Source organism: Aporhodopirellula aestuarii (genome assembly GCF_023701485.1).
GTDB lineage: Bacteria > Planctomycetota > Planctomycetia > Pirellulales > Pirellulaceae > Rhodopirellula > Rhodopirellula aestuarii.
This window is the reverse complement of the sequence record NZ_JAMQBK010000081.1, coordinates 1-24,790: the sequence shown is the minus strand read 5'-3', so window position 1 is coordinate 24,790 and position 24,790 is coordinate 1. Positions and strand designations below refer to the sequence as shown.

General features: G+C 53.5%; 13 protein-coding genes. 12 read left to right on the top strand and 1 reads right to left on the bottom strand.

What is annotated here, in order from left to right; all coding sequences use genetic code 11:
- Window position 1 precedes the first annotated feature (1 nt).
- From NB063_RS26490 to NB063_RS26435, 12 genes are all read left to right on the top strand, one after another.
- Window positions 2-1,495: a BNR repeat-containing protein gene (locus NB063_RS26490; RefSeq protein ID WP_250932070.1), complete on the top strand. Its 1,494-nt coding sequence runs from the start codon at window positions 2-4 to the stop codon at window positions 1,493-1,495.
- Window positions 1,492-2,940: a sulfatase-like hydrolase/transferase gene (locus NB063_RS26485; RefSeq protein WP_250932069.1), complete on the top strand. Its 1,449-nt coding sequence runs from the start codon at window positions 1,492-1,494 to the stop codon at window positions 2,938-2,940. The genes NB063_RS26490 and NB063_RS26485 overlap by 4 nt, the downstream gene beginning before the upstream one ends.
- A gap of 90 nt (window positions 2,941-3,030) precedes the next feature.
- Entirely contained in the window at window positions 3,031-6,198 is a 3,168-nt protein-coding gene (locus NB063_RS26480) for a family 78 glycoside hydrolase catalytic domain (protein WP_250932068.1), read from the top strand.
- A 294-nt stretch (window positions 6,199-6,492) separates the two neighbouring features.
- Window positions 6,493-7,749, top strand: coding sequence for a hypothetical protein (locus NB063_RS26475; protein WP_250932067.1), 1,257 nt, complete (start codon window positions 6,493-6,495; stop codon window positions 7,747-7,749).
- Window positions 7,750-7,904: 155 nt separating this feature from the next.
- The gene (locus tag NB063_RS26470) at window positions 7,905-9,350 is read left to right on the top strand and encodes a sulfatase (protein ID WP_250932066.1); all 1,446 of its coding nucleotides are present in this window, start codon (window positions 7,905-7,907) and stop codon (window positions 9,348-9,350) included.
- A 9-nt stretch (window positions 9,351-9,359) separates the two neighbouring features.
- The gene (locus NB063_RS26465; protein WP_250932065.1) at window positions 9,360-12,278 is read left to right on the top strand and encodes an alpha-L-rhamnosidase; all 2,919 of its coding nucleotides are present in this window, start codon (window positions 9,360-9,362) and stop codon (window positions 12,276-12,278) included.
- A gap of 191 nt (window positions 12,279-12,469) precedes the next feature.
- Window positions 12,470-16,408, top strand: coding sequence for a family 78 glycoside hydrolase catalytic domain (locus tag NB063_RS26460; protein ID WP_250932064.1), 3,939 nt, complete (start codon window positions 12,470-12,472; stop codon window positions 16,406-16,408).
- Between the two features lie 131 nt (window positions 16,409-16,539).
- Window positions 16,540-19,467 carry a family 78 glycoside hydrolase catalytic domain gene (locus tag NB063_RS26455; protein ID WP_250932063.1) on the top strand — a complete coding sequence of 976 codons (2,928 nt, stop codon included), beginning with the start codon at window positions 16,540-16,542 and terminating at the stop codon, window positions 19,465-19,467.
- Window positions 19,464-21,407, top strand: a complete 1,944-nt coding sequence (locus tag NB063_RS26450; RefSeq protein ID WP_250932062.1) for an endo-1,4-beta-xylanase — start codon at window positions 19,464-19,466, stop codon at window positions 21,405-21,407. Before NB063_RS26455 ends, NB063_RS26450 begins: the two co-directional genes overlap by 4 nt.
- A gap of 82 nt (window positions 21,408-21,489) precedes the next feature.
- Window positions 21,490-21,744, top strand: coding sequence for a hypothetical protein (locus NB063_RS26445; protein ID WP_250932061.1), 255 nt, complete (start codon window positions 21,490-21,492; stop codon window positions 21,742-21,744).
- A 60-nt stretch (window positions 21,745-21,804) separates the two neighbouring features.
- Window positions 21,805-22,608: a 3-keto-disaccharide hydrolase gene (locus NB063_RS26440; RefSeq protein WP_250932060.1), complete on the top strand. Its 804-nt coding sequence runs from the start codon at window positions 21,805-21,807 to the stop codon at window positions 22,606-22,608.
- 256 nt (window positions 22,609-22,864) lie between these two features.
- The gene (locus NB063_RS26435; RefSeq protein ID WP_250932059.1) at window positions 22,865-24,256 is read left to right on the top strand and encodes a sulfatase family protein; all 1,392 of its coding nucleotides are present in this window, start codon (window positions 22,865-22,867) and stop codon (window positions 24,254-24,256) included.
- A 75-nt stretch (window positions 24,257-24,331) separates the two neighbouring features.
- On the opposite strand, the gene NB063_RS26430 is transcribed toward NB063_RS26435, so the two are convergent.
- On the bottom strand, window positions 24,332-24,790 hold a 459-nt coding region (locus tag NB063_RS26430), incomplete at its 5' end, for a hypothetical protein (protein WP_250932058.1).

Here is a 24,790-nt window from a genome sequence, read left to right as displayed (position 1 = left end):
AATGGAAACTCTTACTAAATACTTTCGCATGCACGTCGCCGCTCGCGCAATCGTCTTGGGCTCCTTTTACGTGGCAGCGGTGTTGTTCCCCCGCAGCGTACTCGCTGGCGATTTCCAGAAAATCGAGAACACGATCGTGGATGCTCACGCGTTGACGTTTGCCGACGGTCCGGCTGCTCGTTTTGGTGGTACCGTCAACGGTCGCTCCCACCAGCAACAACCGATCGTCTCTCACCGAGGCTACCAATACGTCGCCTATGTCGACGCGAACCGACAGGTGTGTTTGGCGCGACGAAAGCTGCCTGATTCGGATTGGTCAGTGATTCGTTTTGACGATCATCGATTTGAGTCGAACGATTCTCACAACACAGTGGTCATCGGCATTTCCAGCAAGGATGGAACCATCCACTTGGCATTTGATCATCACGCGACTCCGCTGAATTATCGTGTGTCGAAACAGCACGTGGCCAACCGACCGGAATCGTTTGCTTGGGAGAAAAGTCTGTTTGGGCCGGTTCAGCATAAATTGGGATCGATCGAGACGTCCTCAAAAGTGACGTATCCACGCTTTTTCTCTTCCCCTGATGGCGACCTGATGCTGTATTACCGGGCGGTGACATCGGGAAATGGTGATGGCGTGATCGAACGATACGACGGCGATTCCCACGAATGGGTGCCGGGAATGGGGAAGTTCATCGCGCGTGATATTGGTGTTTATGAACACAACGGTCGCACCAGCCCATATCGATGTCCCTACATGAACTCGTTGTCGTTTTCAAACCAACGACTTCATGCCACTTGGGTTTGGCGAGACCGTTTTGAGAGGACTGATCCGCGAAATCAACATGACCTGTGTTACGCCTACAGTGACGACATCGGAAAAACGTGGCGCAACTCAAATGGAAAATTCATCGGCGTGACTGGTACGAATCCTCTTCATCTCAATACACCTGGATTGGTCGTCTTTCCCATCGCTCCGGAAAGCGGTATTGCGAACCAAAACACTCACTACGCGTTCGATGATGGCAGCGTCCACGTGATTGTGAGACAGCTACAAGCAGGCCGCTTCGAGCATCGTTATCACCACTATTGGCGTGGCGTCAATGGACGGTGGAATCTGGAAGTCTTACCGTTTTCGGGACAACGCCCGAAGCTCGTTGGAGACAAAGACGGCGTGTTAGTTTTGGTGTACACCGACGAAGTCAACGACGGCTATCAATTGTTCATTGCTCGCGGAATCCCGAATGCGTCGCAAAGCAAGTGGCAGTGGGAACGACTTGCTGCTCCCGAACAAACAACTTTCGGAGAACCCTTGGTGGACGTTGCACGATGGGAAAACGAAAGAATTCTTTCCGTCTACGTCCAGGCCGCTCCCACCAAAGTCATTCGAACCACCGAGACCGGTCCGGTCGACGGAGTCCCCTCACCGCTACACGTCATCGACTTCCATCTCAAACCAATCATCCGCACCAAAAACCTGGAGAGTTCCCTTTGACATTCTCTCGAACTCGTCCGCGTTCCAAGCACCTGTTCCGCTGCATCATTTTCTGTTCGCTCGGTCTCGCGGCGCTCTCGCTCTCGAAAGCGACTGAACCTACAACGCCTGAAGCTCCCAACATCATTTTCGTCTTGGCTGACGACTTGGGGTTCAATCAAATCGGTGCGTATGGCAACACGCCGATCAAGACGCCCCATCTCGATCGTCTCGCTGCGGACGGAATCCGGTTCACGAACGCGTACGCGGGCAACACTGTTTGTTCGCCTTCTCGTGTTTCGCTATTCACGGGACGTGATGGACGGTTGATGCAGAACAATTCCAACAAAGTTCAGTTGGCCGATATCGACGTCACGATGGCGCACGTGCTCAAGCATGCGGGGTACGACACCGCCTTGTTTGGCAAGTATTCCATCGGATCACAAATGGGCGTGACCGATCCTTTGGCAATGGGGTTTGATACGTGGTTCGGCATGTATTCGATTCTCGAAGGCCACCGGCAGTACCCGACGATTTTATGGCACGACGGTCGGAAACTACGCATCACCGAGAACGAGGGCGGTAAGAAGGGGGCTTACGCGCAAGAGCTGTTTGCCCAAGAGGCGATCGACTACATCAGCGAAGATCACGAGAATCCGTTCTTTGTGATGCTCGCGTTTTCATCCCCACACGCCGAACTCGCCGCGCCGGACGAATTTGTCAAACCGTACGAATCGCAGTTTGATGAAACTCCGTACGCGGGAATGTCGACCGGCGAACCATCAGACCAGTACGCGTGGTACTATCCCGAGCCGGTCGATCGGCCGCGTGCAACACTCGCCGGCATGGTCACTGCCTTAGACGCCTATGTTGGCAAGATCGTTGGCACGTTGCACAAGCGCGGCATCGTTGACAACACGCTCATCATTTTCACATCGGACAATGGCCCTCACGATGAGGGCGGTGGCGATCCCGACTTCTTCGAGGCCGCCGCACCTTTCAAGGGCATGAAACGAGACCTGTTCGACGGCGGCATTCACGTACCAATGATTGCTCACTGGCCGGCAAGGATCAAAACCGGCCGAGTTGACGAAACGCCGTGGGCTTTTGCCGACGTGCTGCCCACGTTTGCCGACATCGCCGGCGTTTCACTGCTTTCGGTTCCTCGAGTCAAAACGAACGGAACGTCGATCTATCCGCTGCTCAGTGACGAGCCAAACCCGATTCCGGAACGAACGTTGTACTGGGAATTTGGCAAGCAAGTCGGCGACCCGAACTCGGGCGTTGTCGGCGAAGTCTTTCAAGCGGCTCGCCGTGGCAATTGGAAAGCCGGTCGCTACGGTCTGGACCAACCGACCCAATTATTCGACCTGTCATCCGATCCCGGTGAGACGACGAATCTCGCAAAGCTACATCCGGAGATCCATCAAGAGTTCGCTTCTCTGTTTAAAGAAAACGAGGAATAACCGAAACCAAACTCGTTTCTCTTTCATCGTTTACTCGCGGCCTTTTTCGCCAACATTTCTGATCAATTGAATCTGATCGCATCCCTACTCATGAACGCCCTACCATCCTTCGATCGACGCACGTATCAATCGATACTTTGGATGACGCTTGTCTTTGCGTCTACCAACGGTTTTGCTGCCGTGGCCCCGGTGGATTTGCGTTGCGAGTATCGGACTAACCCATTAGGAATCGACAATACGTGTCCAAGGCTCAGTTGGAAGCTCGTCGATACGCTGGCCGAGCGAAATCAGCGACAGACGGGATACCGAGTCGTCGTCGCGAGCAGTCTCACGAAACTCAACGCCAATCAAGGTGATCTGTGGGACAGTGGGCTGGTCGAGCAATCCGATTCTCAAAACATCGTTTTCGCGGGCGAGCGGCTTACGTCTGGAATGACCTGTTACTGGAAGGTAAGAGTTCGGGACGCGGCAGGAGCAACTAGCGATTGGAGCGCACCTGCACGTTTCACGATCGGCCTACTGAATTCAAACGACTGGCTAGGCTCCTGGATTCACAAGGAGGATCAACTCGAAACCGACCACAACTGGTTCCGCAAAACGTTCTCTTTGTCTCAAAGCCCTTCGACCGCGTTCGCCTACGTTGCTTCATTCGGCTATCACGAACTTTATGTCAACGGACGCAAGGTCGGCGACGGTGTGATGAACCCGGCACAAACGTTCATGAAGAAACGGATTCCTTATCTGACTTACGATCTTCGTGACTATTTGAAACCGGGCAAGAACGTGGTCGCGATCTGGCACGCAGCCGGATGGGTTCGGTGGCGGCGAGTTACCGAATACCGGACTCCGCCTTTTGCTTTCAAGGCCCAGATCGAGATTGGCAGTGCCACAGAAACCAAAACACTCGTGACGGATGAGACGTGGAAATGTCGTAAGAGCCACAGTGAGTACATCGGGGACTGGAACATCCTCGATTTCGGTGGCGAACGCATCGATGCCCGCAATGGGATCTCGGATTGGAATCAGCCGAACTGCGACGACACGCAGTGGGACCAAGCGACAGTCTGGGAAGGCGACATTCCTGCGACCTTGAGCGCTCAGATGGTCGAACCCCAAGTCAAATACGAAACAATCACACCGTGCAGTGTCACGCCGCTTGAGGATGAGGCTTTTGTGATCGACATGGGACGAAACTATTCCGGCCACTTTCAAATTCACCTTCGTGGCGGAAAAGTTGGGCAGAAAGTGTTGTTTGAAATTACGGATCAAAAGGAAAAACGCTGCAACTGGAACCAGAAGAGCGAATACGTCTTCGACAAAACCGGGGAAGGATTATTTACAAACCGTTTCAATCTTGCCGGCGGACGCTGGATCACCGTAAGCGGTCTCGAAGCCGCGCCGACGTTGGACGACATCACGGGATATGTCATCACGAGTAATCGAAAACGGACCAGCGCGTTTGAGTGTTCAAACAAATTGCTCAACCGCATTTACGAAATGAACATCGACACGTATATCGCCAATACGCTGGACGGCATCTTGATGGACTGTCCTCATCGCGAACGTCGCGGATGGGGCGAGGTTACCGTTGCGGCGATATACGGTGACGCTCTGCCGAATTTTGAAAGCGGAGCCTACATGGATCAATACACACAGTTCATGCGAGACGCTCAGTTCCCCGATGGGAGAATACGTGCGGTCATCAACGAACAAGATCGGCCCTTTTTGATGTGGAAAGCCAACAGCCCGATCACGATCTGGGCGACCTATCAGATGCTCGGCGACAAAAAGATTTTGGAAGACAATTACGCATCCATGGAACAGTGGATGACCTGGTTGTTCGAAAACTCCAACTACGCCACCGGCGGTGCGCTCATCATCGGCGAACATGGTGAACGGCAATTCCCCGGGCTCGGTGATTGGTGCACCCCAAAGGGAAATTTCTGGGACAGTAGCAATTCACCGGAGGCGGCTCACTTCAATAATTGTTTGTATGCCTTCATGCTCGATCGAGCCGTGAAGATTGCTACCGCCTTGGGGAAGAATGTCGACGCGGAAACTTATTCGGACCGGTTGAACGTACAACGTCGAGCCACTCATACGCTGTCCTACGACTCAGAAACTGGTGACTACGGAAACGGTCAACAAGTGAACCAGGCGTTCGCACTCATTGCGGGCGTTCCTCCTGAATCAGAACGACAGAAAGTGTATGACCGCTTAGTCGACGAAGTGCTTTATGAATTCCCGTACTACGATTGCGGAAGCTCAGGACAAGCACTCTACACCCGCTATTTCACTGAATACGGTGAGCGCATGGACCTCGTCTACGAGTTGTTATGCGACGAAGCTCATCCCAGCTACGGCTACTTCATTGCGCAAGATGAAACGGTATGGCCCGAACGCTGGTCGTCGTTGGGTGATAGCCGAATCCATACTTGTTACACCGGGATCGGTGGGTACTTCATCAAGGGCTTTGGCGGAATTCGCCCGGATCCTGAAAGACCCGGGATGCGTCACTTCCTTATCAAGCCCACGCCCGTCGGCGATTTGACATTTGCCAAAACGAAGTTTCTGTCCGGCTATGGCAGGATCACGGTGAACTGGACTCGTACCAAGTCTTCAGCCAACTACTGCATTGAAATTCCGGTTAATTGCTCCGCCAAAGTTTACATCCCCGCCGTCAGCAAGGCGCACGTGCGAGAAGGTGATATCCTCGCGGAACAAGCCGAAGGCGTCCTCTTTTGCGGCGAGGAACTGAGCGACGCGGTCGGGAACTATGTGATCTATGAGGTCGGTTCCGGAACGTACGAGTTTTCCGTCTCCGCGGTTCCTGACACGACATATCCCGAACCTATTGAACGGCCTGCAAATCTCGCGACGATTGCCCGCATGAGTGCGTCGAGCATGCATGTAGAGAGTGAAAAGCTCCCCTTTCATGAGGCGTTCAAAAGCAATGACGAAAATCCGGAAACTGCGTGGGAGGCCGCGTCCGATCATCCGCAATGGTTGGAGGCTGATTGGATTAAGCCGCAAACATTCAATCGTGTTCAGATCAATGAGGTTGGCAACCACATCACAAACTATCGCGTTCAGGCCTGGAAAGAAGATCAATGGCACGATCTTGCATCAGGCGACTCCTGCGGGAATGGCAAGCAGCATGTTTTTGAACCAGTCACGACCAGCAGACTTCGCCTTCAGATTGAATCGTGCTCGGGGCCGCCGGAGATTTCCGAACTGAAAATTGACAGTGATCAGTAAACATCTTCGGCCACTCGAAACGAGCAGCCAAACAAACATGAAACCTACCACATTGATTATTCCACAATCGAATCACTCCCGATGATAACAAGATCCACTCTACCCATTCGCCTCGTCGACACGCCAGTTCGCGGTATCAGTCTGCGTCTTAGTCTCTTTGTTTTATCAACTCTGACTGCCTTCTTAGGAATTGTGTCTCCAACGTTAGCGCAAGTGACGTACCCGTTCGAGATACCTTCTGAGTTACACGCAACTTTGTCGGTCGACACTAGGCAAACGCGGAAGGTTAACAACATGTTGTTGGGACTCAACTGCAATTGGCCGGAGAATTTGTACGGCAAAATTGGGTACAACCATCCCGACGCTCAAAAACTCATCAGTACGATGAATCCTTCGTCGCTGCGATTTCCGCATGGAGTCTGGGCCAATTTCTATGACTGGGAAAGCGATGGCCGTCGGATCACGGATGATTATGTGACGCCCTACGATTCGTCTGTGAAAAACCACCCCGAGTTGAAATACGGATTTGAGGGCTTTCATAAGCTGCATCAGCAATTGGGCTTCGATGTCGTGTTAACGTTCAACGTGAACTACGACAGCCCAGAGAAAGCGGTCAGGCGACTGGAAGATCGTCGCGACAAGGGATTCGACGTGAGATGGGTCGAACTGGGTAACGAGCCATTCTGGAAAACGCAGCGCAGTCGTGCGATCGAGGACGTAGACAAGTATATCAAGGTTTCCAAAGCACACGCCGCCGCACTCAAAGCAGCATCGCCCAATCTGTTGGTTTCCATTCCAGTCCACTGGCGGACGGCGGAATCCAACCCTTGGAATATGGCGGTCAAAGATCATCACTACTATGACGCGATCACGCTTCACAAACACATGGGATTCGAGAATTCCGCTGATGGAGCCGCACGAACACTAGGTGCTCGTGAGCACATGGTCCAGACGGGACAGACGTTACGCAAAGTTTTCCCCGGGTTGCCGATCTGGGTGACAGAGTGGTCGGTCAGTTGTGGTGACAACGCCTTAAGTGTCCTCGCGATGGCAGATGTCTACCTTGGATTCTTCGAGAATCCAGAACTCTTTGCGATCGCGAGCTACTTCCAGATCAATGCCAGTCATAAGCTGATCGAGTATGAGCGTGCGACCGGCACGCATTCCCGAACCAGTTATGGGGCGGCATATGAAGTCGTTCGGCGAGTGTTTGAGGGGAGTGAGATTTGCAAGACCAGCATGGAATCATCCACGATTGCCGATGGGATTGATGCAGTTACCGCTTCCGCCGTTGTCAAAGACGGCATCGTGACCTTGTTCGCGATCAACAAGACACCGCAAGTCGTTCCCTTTGACGTTGTCGTCGACGGCGTCGCCGATCTTCGACCCACAAAACATCAGGCACAGAAATTCGACTCAATCGATGCCATGAAAACATACGCGATGAGTGATGAGGTCTTGGACGACATTGAGATCGACGGGCGACAGATATTGCTGCCTCCATTGTCGATCAACTGCATTAAAGTCTCATCGGATCGAGAAGCACTATGATTTCCAGCACACTGTTCGCGTTTCTCCAGATTCTAATGAATGTACCGAACGCTTCTGCAAAACGTTTCGGCTTGGGACACCTCCATAATAGGCATAGCCGACTGAGGTTGACGCACGCACTCACTCGTTTTCGGTCACTAACCGCAGCATTCGCGGTGATTCTGACCTCGCAAGCGTTTGCAGAGCCTCAGAACATCCAGACGGCAGATGACATCAAAAACGTTTTGGTTTTCTATATTGATGACCTCCGTCCGGAGCTTGGTTGCTACGGGGTAAACTCGATTCAAAGTCCGTCGATCGATACATTGGCATCCGAAGGGGTGTTGTACGAACGGGCTTATTGCCAGCAAGCTCTTTGCGCACCGTCTCGCATCAGCATGATGAGCGGACAGTATCCGGATCACACCGGAATCGTTGATCTGTTCACTCCGCTTCGCAAGGTGAACAAGACCGCGATGACGTTGCCACTCTACTTCCAGCAGCGTGGTTACGTGACCGCGTCATTTGGAAAGGTGTACCACCACCTGCGTGATGACAAAACGTCTTGGTCGGAAATCCCGGAACCACCCAGCGAAAAGTATGCCGATCCCGAGACGTTGGCGGCGATCGCGCGGCGTGTTGAAGACGCCAAAGAACAAAAACTGGATGTCAATCAAACCCGTCTTGCAGCTAAGGGGCCACCGACGGAATGTTTTGTCACAGAGGATGAAGGTTATCGTGATGGCATCGTTGCCAATCAAGCGATCGCTTCCTTGCAAGAGAATAAAGACAAGCCATTTTTCATGTGTGTCGGTTTCGCCAAACCACACCTGCCGTTCGCGGCCCCCAAACGCTACTGGGATCTTTATGAGCCAGACCAGTTCACCGTGCCCAGTCGTCAGCGTCCCGAAGGATCGCCGGATCTCGCTTTCACCATCTGGGGTGAACTACGCGGTTATCAAGGAATTCCGCAGGAAGGGGAACTGTCTGACGAGATGACTCGCGAGCTGATGCATGGCTACGCGGCGTCGGTGAGCTTTGCGGACGCACAAGTCGGCAAAGTGATGGCGGAACTCGATCGGCTCGGTCTTCGTGATAACACGATCGTCGTTCTGTGGGGAGATCACGGCTACAAACTAGGTGACTACGGGCTGTGGTGCAAACACACGAACTTCGAGCTGGACGCACACGTGCCGCTGATCATTTCTGCGCCGGGCCACGCGCGTGGTCGACGCACCAAAGCCTTGGTGGAAATGATCGACATCTTCCCCACGGTGGCGTCAATGACCGGTGGTGAAGTCCCCGAGTCTTGCGACGGTGAAAGTCTGCAGCCGTTGTTGCAAAATCCGAATCAGGATTTCAAGCCATTCGCTCTGACCCAGTACCCACGTGGCTCGACAATGGGATACAGCATGCGAAACGATCGCTATCGATACACCGAATGGATCCAGGCCGGCACGAAACGCGTGGTCGCGCGGGAACTCTACGACCATCAGCACACTAGCACGCCAGACAAGAATCTCGCGGGCTCCCCTGATCAGAGCGAACGCATCTCACGTCTCTCAGTACAACTCGACGCAGCGCGACGAATCGAGAACACCAACGTCAATATGAAGAAATAGGCCCCCACCGTGCAGTACTTCAATCTAATAAGAGTTTCGCTCGCTGTGTTATCGCTTTGGATCAGCACCGCTTTCGTTGACGCCGCCGATAGACAGCCGGACTCGCTTAACGTCGGTGAGAACTTTGTCGATCCAATCGGCTTTTACGACCCTTCGCCAGTATTCTCATGGAAACTGCCTGTCGACGCGGGCGTCAAAGCACAATCTGCATATCGAATCGTCGTGCACCCGCGATCCGCGTCCGGTGAAGACGCCGAGCCCATTTGGGATTCCGGCAAAGTGGAGTCGGATCAATCGGTGTGGGTGAAATACGAAGGTCCCGCATTTCAATCACGGCAACAAATCGTGTGGCGAGTCAAGTTCTGGGACGACCAAGATCGGGAGTCCAAGTGGAGCGAGGAAGCCACGGTCGAAATGGGATTGCTCGGACAGGATGACTGGGACGCTCAATGGATCGAGCTGGATCGCGGAAGTCGCAAGCCCGACGATGTGAAGATCTTCAAGGCGGAGTTTGGCAATCGCACCGCAGGGGGCGCAAAGGTTAGAGATGTCACCGAGAACGTCCGAAGGGCAATCCAACGAGGTTCAACGCCGATCCGAGTTGTTCCCGCCCGACTCGGCGGCGACCCGGCCCCCGGAGACGACAAATCTCTGTGGGTCGACTACGAAATCAATAGCGTTCGCAAGCAAAAGGAATTGGCCGAAAACCGCGCGTTTGATCCATACCCCCAAATCAAAGCTCACCCAGCGTACTACTTGCGTCGAGAATTCGAATCACCAAAGCAGATTGTTCGAGCTCGCTTGTATGCGTCGGCTCTGGGGATCTATGAATTCCGAATCAATGGCAAGCGAGTCGGCAACGACATGCTGTCGCCGGGATACACGATGTATGCCAAACGCGTTGAGTCGTTGACTTACGATGTGACCGATTTGGTCAACGACGGCGAGAACGCGATCGGCGCGTTGCTAGGCGAAGGCTGGTATGCGGGCAAGTTGTTACTGCGTAAACGCAGCGAATTAACCGGGTTGACGCCGAAACTGCTGGCGCAGTTGGAGCTCACCTACGCAGACGGCAGCGTCGAAAAGATCGTGACCGACGACAGTTGGCGGGCAACCGATCAAGGGCCGATTCGAGCCGGGGGGTTCTATCACGGGGAGGACTACGACGCCTCGAAGACACTCGGCCGATGGACCGAGGTCGGTTTCGACGATACGGATTGGAAGCCGGTGAAGCCGACTGGATTGGGCACCAATCCGTTGGTGGTTCCCAAGCGGTTGCCGCCCGTTCAAATCATGAAAAAACTGCAAGCGGTTGCGCTGACCCAGCCGGAACCGGGCAAGTACGTCTTCGACTTCGGCCAAAACCAAGTTGGCGTGCCGACTATCACGATGCCGGTGACGAAAGGCGAAACAGTCCAGATTCGATTCGCTGAAATGCTTCAGCAGGATGGGACGCTTTACACAACGAACTATCGCTCCGCTCGATCGCAAGCCACTTACGTCGCAGCCGAGACCGGGACGATCACCTATCAACCGTCACTGTCGTTCTTTGGTTATCGCTACGTTGAATTGAGTGGTCTGGCCAAGGGTGACGAGCTGACAACCGATGCAGTTGTCGCCAACGTGATTCATACCGACTTTTCATCCAAGGGTAGCTTCACGTCCTCGCATGACAAGCTGAACCAACTGCAAAGCAATATCCGCTGGGGCCAAATCAGCAATTTCCTCGATATTCCCACTGATTGCCCGCAGCGTGACGAACGGTTGGGTTGGACGGGTGACGCTCAGGCATTTTTGCCAACGTCGTTCTTCAACTACGACGTGTATTCGTTTTGGGCTCGGTGGTTGCAAAGCGTACGAGATGAACAGACCGACGACGGCGAGATCCCGCATACTGTTCCCGCGACTAACTTTGGATACTCCAGCCCAGGCTGGGCAGATGTGGTCGTGACGGCTCCTTGGGAAGTCTACGAACGAACCGGCGACATCCGGATTCTGGAAGACAACTATGAGGCGATGAAGAAATGGGTGAGCGTCTACGAGAGTCGTTCCAATGACTTGATTCCCACGTTGACGGGATTCGGTGATTGGTTGCAGCCCTATGCGAAACTGGATCGCAAAGGTGACACCGCACAAGATCTGATCGCGACAGCGTACTTCGGTCGTGACGCAAGAATTCTGCACTGGACCGCGATGGCGCTCGGCAAGTCGGATGACGCGGAACGATATCGCAAGTTGCACGCTGACATTCGATCCGCGTTCACAGCGGAATATTTTCCTAACGGTGAGGCGACTTCGGGCGCGCAGACACAAACGGCGTGCCTGATGGGGTTGGGCTACGACTTGGTCGATCCCGAACAACGCCCGGCGGTTAAACATTTGCTGTTAGAAAAATTTGAGGAAGCAGGCCGGCATCTGCAAACCGGATTTCTTGGCACACCATTGCTTGCCCCCGTTTTCGACGAAATCGGACACGCGGAGATTTGTTTTGAGTTGTTGTTCAAGGAAAGCTATCCGTCGTGGTTTTTTTCGATCAACCAAGGCGCGACCACGATGTGGGAACGATGGAATAGTTACAGCCGCGCTGACGGGTTCGGGGATGCGAGCATGAACTCGTACAACCACTATGCCTACGGTGCGATCGGCCAGTTCATGTATGAACGCGTGGCGGGGTTAGCGCCCGATCCGGAGCATCCCGGTTACAAACATTTCTTCGTCCGTCCGTTGATAGGCGGGCCGCTCACGTCAGCACGTGCTGAACTCGAAACCAACTACGGAAAAGCCATTAGTGGTTGGCAATTACGTGATGGCAAACTCAAGATGGAGGTCGTCGTCCCCCCAAACACAACGGCAACCGTCGAGTTCCCCAATGGGCAACCAAGTCAAACGCTGGATGCGGGGACACACGCATTCGAAATAAACCTTTAAACATCAAGTGGATCAAACCAACTCGTTCGCCTGACGTTAGGACGGGGAAGACGAGGCAGCGACTGGACGCCCTCCCCGCGCTCGGCTCGACCCTTCCCGAGGGAGGGTGAGTTTACGATTTAACTTTAGCTTGCACCGAACCTCGATGTGACGCAGCAACACACAACACTTAGACGATTATTAGCTTGAACATGACAGCAAGAATTCACATCCTCCTGCTCTTGATGATGACTGCCGCGTTACCGGAAAACGGAATCGCCGGTGTCGTTGGCTTGAAGTGTGATCATCGCGTCACGCCGCTGGCGGTTGATCACGACGAACCACTTTTGTCGTGGCGGTTGGATGACGTACGCAAAGACATTTCGCAGACCGCGTATCAGATTCAGGCGGCGACCTCACTCGGCAAGTTGACTCAGCCTGACCTTTGGGATACTGGTTGGGTCCAAGACGTGCGATCACACGCGATTGCCTATGAAGGAAAGCCTCCCGCTGCAAAGCGACGCGTTTACTGGCGTGTCCGCATCAAAGATGACCGCGGCGAGAACCTTCCCTGGTCCGAGACCTCATGGTTTGATGCCGGGTTGCTAAGGGATCAAGATTGGCAGGGTGCGACCTGGATTTCCTGTGATCGTGAGCAACAAGACGAATACGGTCCCGCCGATGTGATGGGCGACTGGATCGCGGCGTCGATGAATGCGAGCGAAGCAGACACGATCACCTATCGACACAGCTTCACGCTCCCCAACAAAAAGGTTGTCTACGCCGGAACGTGGTGGAGTCATGTCGACGAGGGTGCAATCTCGGTTCTGGTCAACGAAACCAAGGGACTCAGCGGCCCGGAAGGCCCACCGACGGTCCACTACAAGGACTTAGGCTTTCAAATGAAGGCCGACAACACGATCGTCGTCACTCTGACGGGTGCTAAAAGATCGACTCCGATCAGTTTCGGCATGCGGGTCGTATTCGCCGACGGCAGCGAACAGATCATCGGTACAAGCGGTGACTGGGTTGTCGAGATCGATGGTGAGAGCACGCGGGCAAAGGTGGTTTGCAAGCACGGCGAACGCCCACTGGGGCAAGCCAAGATTTCGCCTCACGCTCCACTGGCGGCCACGTGGTACAAGAAGGACTTCACCGTCAGCAAGGAGATTGTCGCTGCAAAGCTGTATGTGTGCGGCCTCGGCTATCACGAACCATATCTCAACGGAAGTAAGGTCGGCGATCATGTTCTCGATCCGGGCCAGACGGACTACGAACAGTTTGCTCACTATCAAACTTTCGACATCACCGATCAGGTCAAAGCGGGCGACAACGCAATTGCCGTTTTGCTGGGCGATGGTTGGTACAACAACACTCGCATGTTTTCGCACGCGCGTTTTCGCTACGGAAAGCCGGGTCTGCGTGCGTACATCGATATCCGCTACACCGATGGCACCCACCAACAGGTGATCTCGGATGGTAGCTGGCATTGGAAAGAGTCGGGGCTCACCGAATCGAGCGTTTTCCGTGGCGACTACATCGACTATCGCAAATGGCACGAAGAATGGAAGACGCCCGGAACGCCTGATGGTTGGCAACCGGTCCAGAAAGTCAAGCCATTGTCACCCAAATTGGTTGCACAGGACTTTCCTCCCATCCGCATCGTACGTGAAATCGATCCCGTTAAAACATGGCAAGTTGGCGAAAAAACTTGGGTTGTCGACTTAGGACAAAACATCAGCGGAGGAATCGGTCTGCAATTCAATGAACCGTCCGGCACAGTGATTCGCTTGCGTTGCAGCGAGATGCTCGCGGAAGACAACACACACCTCGACAACGTGCCCAAGTCGCATTGGAATTGTCATGCCGCACCCCAGCACCACCGCATTATCGCGGATGGCAAGCCGCATCAGTGGCGTCCCTATTTCAGTTACCACGGTTTTCGTTACGCTGAGATGACGGGACTCAGCCAACCGCCATCGCCGGGACAAATCAAAGGGTTGGTGGTTCACACGGACACGCCCGTGATCGCCACCTTCTCATCATCGGATCCGTTGCTCGATCGGATCTTTCAGATGGGCGTTCAAACGCACCTCAACAACATGCATTCCATTCTGGAAGATTGTCCCCATCGTGAGAAGTGCTTGTGGGGCGGTGATCTGCACTCGTCATGGGCAACAGGACTTTACACGCTCGATTCGGGCTCTTTTTACCGGCAACAGGCCCGACTGTTTTACACGCCTCCGATGGATCCACTGGGAATCCCTGGCCGGATCGGTGTTGGAAAACGTTCCACCAGGAAAACGCTTGACTTCACTTGGTCGGTATCGCCGCTGTTCACCGCTTGGCATCACTACCAACTCAGCGGTGATCTAGGCTCGGCAAAAGATCACTATCAGGAAATGCGTGACTTCCCGCGTTTCTTTGAAGAAAATTCCCCTCAGTTGATCCCGCACATCTACCGCTACGGGGATCACGCTCCGCCAATCGGGATCGATCGAACGCCAGCCGATCCCCAGCTTATCGCGGCGCTGAATTTCTACGCAGCGGCGGATCGCTTTGCCGATCTCGCGGCAGCACTTGGGAATACAAAGGACGCCAATTGGAGTCGTGATCTCGCCAAACGCATCGCGAAATCAGTTGTCAACAGATACTACGACGAGGAACAAAACACGTTCGGCAATGGAACTCACGACAGTCTTGCGTTGTCGTTCGGCATTGTGGATGCCTCGAAACGTCCGGCGTTGGCAGCATCGCTTGAGAAGGTTTACCGAGAGAACGGCAAGCAGTTTGACGGCGGATTCATGTCATACAACATTTATCCGGAATTGACTAAGTCTGGCAACGTTGACTTAGCGCTCGAGATGCTTCGCAATCCAAGTTATCCGGGCATCGCGCAGAGTATCCGTGACTACGACGCGACAACGATCTTTGAAAGGTTTCGCAACGACTCTCGCAGTCGTCAGTTGGTGCAGTCGTTAGACCATCACGCAATGAATCACCCCTCGGCATGGTTGCTCAACGACATCGCCGGCATCCAATCGCATCCGGAGCATCCTGGAATGCGACAGTTGTTGCTCGCTCCGCACATTCCCACCGATTTGGATCATGCCAGTGGAACGCTTCGGACTTCCTACGGAACCGTCAAAAGCAGGTGGGAAAAGAAAGGCAGTTCGGTCACCTGGCAGATTGAGATTCCACCCAACTGTGTCGCGGAGACACGTCTGCCTGATCCAATCGCAAATCTTCGCTTCAACGGAGAAGCGGTCGGTGACGCCCAAAGCTTCAATCTAAAAGCTGGCCAGCATGAATTGGAATGGATAGCGTCCAAACCCGTCACGCATTCCGAAGGGACGGGGTCGAACGCGGAAGCACCGGCAGGATTCGTTAGTGTGTTCAATGGCACGAATTTGGACGACTGGAAAGGCGGCGACGAATGGACCGTAGAAGACGGTGCGTTGACGGGCGTCGCCGACGGAACGTTGACCGCGAACCGCTTCATCGTCTGGCAGGGTCAACCGTTAAAGAATTTCGAATTACAAGTCATGGTTCGTGTGAGTGAAGCGGGCAACAGCGGACTGCAGTATCGAGGCAAGGTTCGGCCCGACCTCGGGCCACATCGGGTTTCTGGCTACCAGTGCGATATCGTAGCGAAGCAACCCGCGTACAACGGAATGCTCTACGAAGAGCAGGGGCGTCGCATTCTTGCGCGACAGGGCAAGACGGTTGTGATCGACACCGAGGGGCAGCCATGGATTACTCAATCAAAGCCCGTTGTCAGTTTTGCACCCGACCAATGGCACCAGTATCGAATCCTTGCCGAAGGCAACCATCTACGTCACTGGATCGACGACCAGAAGACAGTGGATGTAATTGATCTCGATGAATCGGGACGTGCGTTGGAAGGAGCCTTGGCGGTGCAGGTCCATGTCGGGCCGCCGATGAAGATTCAATTCAAAGAGTTCTATCTTAAACGTTTGCCCGATGATCTTCCGCTTATCAAGCGTGAAAGCTCAAAGATCCCGGATGACGCGATACAAGTGAAACCGCAAGGGCGGCTGCCCGCAAACTGGAAACCCGTCACGTATGCCCAACGTGCCAAACTTAAGAAGCACCAAGAAATGTTGAATCGAAATCAAACGAAACCGTGATGGAATTCTTATCCGTATAGTCGTCAGACGAAGGCGTGCATGAAGGTCAAAAAGTACTCCTACCGCTAACGATTGAACGATTGCATCCTAATCGCACCAATTAAGTCACCACATTCACCCATCCAAAATCAATGCCCCCCACCACGCCAAAGATTTACGTATTCTTCCTCGTGATCGCTTTTTTGGGCATCACGCGGTCGGATGATGCGCGGCCACAGGACGTTGAAAAAGCAGGGAGTTCGTCTCTTCATGATTCGAGCCAGTTCGCAGACATCGAACCGACCGAACTGAAGTGCGAATACCTGACCGATCCGCAAGGTATCGATATGCCTGATCCGCGTTTCTTCTGGCAGGTCACTTCAGAAAAAAACGATGTCGTCCAAACCGCTTATCAATTAATCGTGGCGTCCAGTGAATCCTTGATCGCAGAAAACAAAGGCAATGTCTTTGATTCTGGCAAGGCTCAGCACGACGGCAGCGTCCACATCGCATACCACGGAAAACCTCTGTCATCCGCCACGGATTACTACTGGAAAGTTCGCGTTTGGGGCCGAGACGACAAACCATCAAAATGGAGCCAAATGGCCAAGTTTGCTACGGGACTGCTAATCGATGGTGATTGGACGGATTCTCAGTGGATCGCTTGGAAAGAACACGACACTTGGCAAGATGCGTGGTGGAAGCGTAAAGAGGTCGAATTGAAATGCCAGGAATTCTATCTTCCTTCGTACTTCGGTGCCCGAATGAATATGTTCGAGCGTATGTATTTTCATGGCGATAACCGATACGATCCCGCGCCGCTGCTGCGCAAAACATTCGCCGCGAAGAAACCGATCGCTAGTGCCAAGGTCTTCATTTGCGGCCTGGGGTATCATGAATTGTTCCTCAATGGATCCCGCGTCAGCGACCATGTGCTGGATCCCGGTTGGACCCAGTACAACCGAACGGTACTGTATGTCGCGCACGATGTAACCGACCTGGTTCGCGACGGTGACAATGCGATCGGAGTGATGCTGGGACGCGGCAACTATGGGATGCTCGCTCTGGATCACTGGGGCTTCTACAAGAAGGGCGGCTACATTGGCCAACCGAAGCTGAAGTGCCTGATCAAGATTGACTATGAAGATGGGACGACGGACAACGTGGTCAGCGACCTGAGTTGGAAAGTCACCGGCGGTCCCATTCAATACGATTGCCCCCACATGGGCGAAGTGTACGACGCAACGAAGGAAATTCCTGGTTGGAATACACCCGAATTTGATGACGCCGGTTGGGACTCGGTACATTCGGCTCCTGCGCCCGAAGGTGACTTGAAATCGCAACTCTGTGAGCCGATCCGTGTGGTGAAAACGTTTCGGCCCGTCGGCGTTAAACCAGGCGGTCGAGGAAGTTTCCTCGTTGATGCCGGCACCAACTTGGCGGGCTGGCTGCGCGTCAAGGTAGATGCCCCCAAAGGTACCCCCATCACCATTTACTACGGTGAAGACTCGGATCCACTCACACACAGCCAGCCCGGCGGTTACCAGCAAAATGCTTACGTTGCCAAAGGCGAACCGGGTGAAGTTGTTGAATGTCACTTTTCATATAAAGGGTTTCGCTATGCGTTGATCAAGGGACACGACAAGCCCTTGACCGCCGATGATGTCGAGGTCTGCCAAGTCAACTCGGACGTGACCGATGTGTCGACATTCCAAACGTCCGATGCGATGCTGAACCAACTGCACATGATTTGCCGTCGCTCGTTGACATCCAATCTGCATAGCATCCCCACCGACTGCCCGCACCGTGAAAAGAATGGTTGGATGGGTGATGCTACTACCGGCATGGAATACGGGATGGCCAATTATGACTTGGCCGCTTTGATGACCAAGTTTGTCGGCGACATGCTCGATACCCAGGATGACGAAGGCAGCATGGCTGCGATCGCGCCTTGCAACAGCAACGCTCGCAAGCGTGGCCGTTCGCCGCTGTGGTCAGCCGCCTGTGTTCATGTCTCTTGGTACATGTATCAAACTTACGGTGATACCCGAATCTTCGAGCGCAATTGGGACAGGCTTTCACTTTTTACCGAAGGCGTGTGGAAACACAACGGTGTGCCGGGACAACGGGGCATCTTCAAAGACGGTTACGGCGACTGGACGTCACCGCATGGCAATAAAGGCGAAGAGGGTGTGGAAGTCTACGCCACCATGAACTTCTTTCTGGTGCTACAGCGGATGGCGCACATGGCGGAGGTTCTGGGCAAGATGGAGGACGCTATGGATTTCAAGTCGCAAGCCGAAGAAGTTCGCCAGGCACTCTACACGCACTGTTTTGATGCCAATCAAACCGTTTTCACAGGCACAAAACCGTCAGGGTATCGTCAGGGCCCCAACGCGATGGCACTGTATTGCCGCATCGCCAAGCCAGAACACTGCGAAGCAGTCTTGAAGCGGTTGATTCAGGACATCACGGTTGATCGCGACCTGCATGTCTATGGAGGCATCTTCACGGGTCAAGCTGCGTGGGAAGTCATGCCACAATCCGGGCATGCCGAGCTCGCTCATGATGTGCTTTCCACCGATACCTTTCCGGGGTACGGCAAGATGTTGGCGAATGACGCTACGACAGTATGGGAACACTGGACCGGCGGCGGTTCCCGCATCCATCACTTCTTGGGCTACGTCGACAACTACCTGACGCGATACATCGCTGGGATTCGCTGCGATCTGACAAAGCCGGGATTCAAGAACATCCTTTTCGAACCGCAATTCATCAGCCAGGTGGATGATGCCGAGTACCACTTCGATTCGATCCAGGGCCCGACAAGCATTCGCTGGCAGCGGATCGGCGATGATAACTACGCGATCGAACTGATCATCCCAGCAAACTGCACCGGTGAATTCGTGTTAGCGGCGGAATCCATCAAGTCCATCATGCTTAACGGCCAAGCACATGACCTCGATGGATATCAACCACACCCGCTAAATCGAACCGCGGTGGTTCAAAAGAAGCAGTCCATTCGCCTGCCTTCAGGAAGGCATCAAATAACTCTAGCAACCTATTCAACAGCACTATGACATTCACCGCTCGGCTCACATCACACCAATTACCGTTGATTCGGCAGGCCCTCAGTATTGCATTTTTGCTGGTCGCGTTGGCAGGAATTAGCACCGCAGAACAGTCGGTTGCGACAGGTACTGCGATCACTCCGCCGCCTGGTGGGCACGATCTCACGACGTTCGGCCCCGAGAAACCGATCGATTTTCAATCGCAGCATGTGGAAGCAAACGGCAAGTGGATCTCGGTCGAAGAGATGCCGTTCGCCAATGCTTACAGTATCGAATCAGACACGCGTTTCAGCGACCCCGAAAACATGCGAGTACGGGTTCCAGTTCACGGAACGGTTAGCAAGGGCGACGTCGTGCTGATTTCATTTTGGATGCGACGTCCTGGTGCCGGCGGCCAACCCAACAACGCCTACCTTTTCGTTGATGCAAAGCCGGAATCAACATCCTATCAATACAACTTGTCTGCGTACAAAGAGTGGGTACAGCACGTTCGTTCGTTTGTGGCAACAGGTGATTTTGATTCGTCCGAAGCTTGCCTGCGATTCAATTTGGGCGAAGCTGGCCCAAGGGTGCAGATCGCCGATTTGCGGCTGATTAACTACGGATCTGCGTACGACATCGGCACGCTACCCCGGTCAACGATCATGTACGATGGCCGCCAGGAAGATGCCCAGTGGCGAAAAGAAGCACTCGCGCGGATCGAGAAAATCCGCAAGGGTGATCTCGCCATCACGGTTGTTGATTCCGAGGGGCAACCTATTTCGGACGCAAGCGTTCATGTCGCGATGCAGAAGCATGCGTTCGGGTTCGGAAACACGATCAACTCTGAGGTAATCGGGGCAGCCAAAGAGGACTTCCCGGTCAATCCTAAGAAAAAGATTATCGTCACCTGGGATGAAGCTCTAAAGTACCGCGAGGTTGTTAAGAGATATTTTGATCGGGTAACCTTTGAATCGGAACTGCGGCCTCACGTATGGAAAGGGCTCAAGGGAGATAACGCGGGGGCACGTCGAAAACGCCGAATCTTTTTCGAAGAATCTCTTCCTTGGTTGCGTAGTAACAACATCAACGTGCGAGGACACTACGTTGCTTGGGCTCCGATGGATTTTAATTCAATCGAAAAGGAATTCGTCGGTGATCCGAAGGCTCATCGCGAGTGGCTCTGGGCGCACATGAATGACGTGCTACCTGCAACCAGCGAGTTTGTCACCGAGTGGGACACCATCAATCACATCATCGGCTGGGGAAAACACACCTACGAAAAAGAGTATGGCAGCCCCAAAATCTACGCGGAGATCATGGCCGAAGCTCGTCGCCTCGCACCGAACGCGACCCACGCGATCAATGAGGGCAAGATCCTTCCGGACGGTTACAAACGCGAACCATACAAAGAGATCATTCGCTATCTCAACGAACAAGGCCAGCCGGCTGATATCGTGGGCTTCATGGCTCACTTCGGGTTGGCCTCGCTGACTCCTCCCGAAGAGTTGCTGAAAGTCTATGACGAATTTGGCGAGATCGCGCCAAAGCTACAACTCAGTGAATTCGATGTGGACGCCGGTGACGACGAAGCGTTGCAGGCGGACTATTTCCGCGATGTGATGATTGCCTCATTTAGCCATCCAAACTTTGTGGCAATCGTGCAGTGGGGATTCTGGGAAAAAATGCATTGGAAACCCGCCGCGGCGCTGTGGCGTGCAGATTGGACAATCAAGCCCGCGGGGGAGGTGTTTGTCGACCTGGTCGCCAACCAGTGGTGGACCGACGAAGTGACTCACACCGACGACGATGGCAACAGTCAGCAACGCGGTTTCTTGGGCGACTATCAAATCACCGTCACGAACGACGGAGTGACCAGAACAGTGGACGCGACGGTTACCACCGACGGAACCGAATTGCGAGTGCAACTACCCAAACCAAAGGCTGCCGCCCACATCCTTGCGAAATGATCATAAGTACCATCGCCGGATGACTTGGAAGGACAGAGATTTGTTTTCCTGCAAGAATTCAAAACGAACCGGTAAGTCCGTGGTGATTGAGCGGTTTCAAGCGGGCGACACGATCCGCACCGACCGCCATCGCCTTAGTCTACACACGCGTCCCGGTGGCAAACAAACGCGACGAATGCTCTACGACCACCAACGCGATCCCGATGAGAATGTGAACGTTTCGGAAAAGCTCGAACAAACTAAAATCGTCAATACGCTGACGACGGAATTACACAAACGCATGGGCGAGTATAGTGTTTGCCACCGTTCACGATGTTTGGGAACTGATCGAAAATGATGTGGCCGGTGAACAACAGAAACGATGCTTTTCAAGATCATCTACAACCAGGGAACAAAAATGAAACTGTTAACGAGGCAAAACGCAATGAGCATTCGATTGTTGATTCCAGTGACACTGGTTTGCTTGGCTTGCGTGAGTGACGATGCCGTTGGGCAGGAACTCGATCCGCAACAACAAGAATGGGCAAAACTGTATTCCAAGCAACCAAACGCGCCCAAACCCGAAGAGATGTTGCTCAACACTGACGGCGAGCCTGATTTGTCAGAAGGTTTCACGCCTCTATTCAACGGCACCGATTTGACCGGATGGATTGCGAAAGGAGGAACCTGCACATTCGAAGTCAAAGAAGGCCTGATCATTGGAACGTGCGTGCCGGGATCCAACAGCACGTATCTCTGCACTGAAAGATCGGACTACAAGAACTTCATCTTTACTTGCGACCTGAAGATGGAAGTCGATGGGAACACGGGCGTCCAGTTTCGGTCGAAATCGAAACCGGGAGAAACGCCAGGGGCAACTTCAGAGACCGTGTACGGACCTCAAGTTGAAATTGAAGGACAGGGTAAGAACGGCCGACACTGGTCCGGCGGTATCTATGGACAAAGCTGCGGCGGATACTTCTACCCGTTGTGGTTGAAAGAACATAAAAAAGCTCGGGCAGCCGAAGACGCCACGGGATGGAATCGTGTGACGATATCCGCCCAAGGTGACGTGGTCAAAACTTGGCTCAACGGTGTTCCGTGTGCGCACTGGGTGGGTGACGAGACCTATGCCGACGGATTCTTTGCACTGCAGGTTCACAAGGGGAAAGCCGGGACGATCCTGTTCAGAAATATCCAAGTCAAAGAGTTGGCTGACTGAGCTCGTGTTCTACGTCGCATGCACTCTTTTTGCTGATGTACAAGCGGGGAGAGTGATGAATAAACTGGATCGGTTGGTGATCACTTTGAATGCGATCACCAACACGATCCAATCGAGAACACGAATCTCTCAGCAAAGACATTCCTGCCCCGCTGCCACAACTGAAGTCGTCTCCCCAATTCTCTATCATTGTTTCATTCACTTTGTATGAAGTACCCATACTCATACGATCGATTCGTAACCCATAAAGCCCAAAATGTTTAAACTGACCCATTTTTCTCTGTTGCTCTGTTTCTTTACCGCATTAGTCAATTGCGACCTGCAACCATGCGACGCAGACGAGGGCACCAAGGCGCTGAATCAGATGAACATTCTGCTTCTCTATGCCGACGATTGGCGGCATGACACGCTCGGTGTCGCTGGCAATCCGATCGTCAAAACACCCAACTTGGATCAACTCGCCAGACAAAGTGTTCGATTCACGCACAACTATGTGACAACCGCGATTTGTGGAGTCAGCCGTGCATCGCTTTTCACCGGCCAATGGATGTCGCGGCACGGTAACCGTTCATTCAAGCCGTGGGACACCGCTTGGGATGAGACACTGCCCGGCCTACTTCGTGAGAACGGGTATTTCGTCGGTCATGTTGGCAAGTGGCATAACGGAAGGATTCCCGCTGACCGGTTCGATTTTGCTCGGGCCTATTCTGGAACACACTGGATTGAAGAGGACGACGGATCAAAAATTCATGTGACGCAGAAGAACGAAAACGATGCGATGGAGTTTCTCCGAACTCGACCGGATAACAAGCCTTTCTGTTTGACGGTTGCATTCTTTGCGACGCATGCCGAGGATCACAACCCGCTGCAGTTTTTGCCGCAACCCGAGAGTATGGACTTGTACGAAGACGTCACGATTCCCGTCCCCGTCAACGCCACCCAGGAATCCTTCGAACGTTTGCCTGAGTTCGTGGGGAATGAAAAAAACGAAGGCCGAAACCGATGGCACTGGCGGTTTGACACGCCCGAAAAGTATCAGACGATGATGAAGAACTATTATCGCCTGGCGACGGAGGTCGATTCGACATGCGGTCGGCTAATCGGTGAATTGGAGAAACAGGGGACCCTCGACAACACGCTGGTCATCTTCACCACGGACAATGGGTATTATCACGCCGAACACGGGCTCGCCGACAAGTGGTATCCACACGAGGAAAGTATTCGAGTCCCATTGATCATCCGTGATCCTCGTATGGCGGCCAGCAAGCGGGGCAGCACCAACGACGACATGACGTTAAACGTTGACCTCGCACCGACGATCCTTTCCGCAGTCGGTATCGAGTCGCCAGAGACGATGCAGGGATCTGACATCGGACCGCTCTACCTGTCGGACGAAAAACCGGCGTGGCGTGACGAGTTCTTCTATGAGCATCCGATGCTCAAAAGCACCGAATTCATCCCCGCGTCCGAGGCACTCGTTCGCAAAAATTGGAAGTACATGTACTGGCCCGAGTTCGACCGTGAGCAACTGTTCGACTTAAAGAACGACCCGATCGAGGAACAAGATCTCGTCAGCAATCCTGAGTATGCCGTGAAGTTGAGCGAGATGCGAAAGCGATTCTGGCAGCTGAAAGAGAAGGCAAGGTGAAAGGGTTTTGCAAAACAAACCGATCACTTCTCAAAGCTCGCCAATGGCCCGCCCTTGTGCAGGGGTAGTGTTCGTTTAGCGAGGGCGGGACTTAAATCGGCGTTCATCCCGTTGTGCAAAGGTGGTTTCCGATATCGAAATGCTGTCAGTTCCGCTGGAGGAGAGATGCTGATCCCTCTTGATTTCAGCAAGTCCATGATTTGATGCGGCACAATGTTGTGTGTTGAAACGGCCAACGGACATTTTATGAATCGGCTGGGCTTGGAAGCGTCGTAAGCAGGTATGCAGGTATGCAGGAATCATCTGGCGAAACGTGCCGCGAACTGTAGGCCGGACCGAGGCTTCGCGAGTTCCGGCATTCACTTGCTCAGTCGTGCCGGAACAGCGTCGCTTAGGCTCCTTGGTCCGGCCTACGCCGAACCGATCACGATCAGCGGAATTGTCGTTATACCGAATCACTTCCATGTACCTGCTTAGCAGCATTTTGGCACCAGAAAGGCCGCTGTTATCACTGGCGAAGGTTCTGGCTCGCTT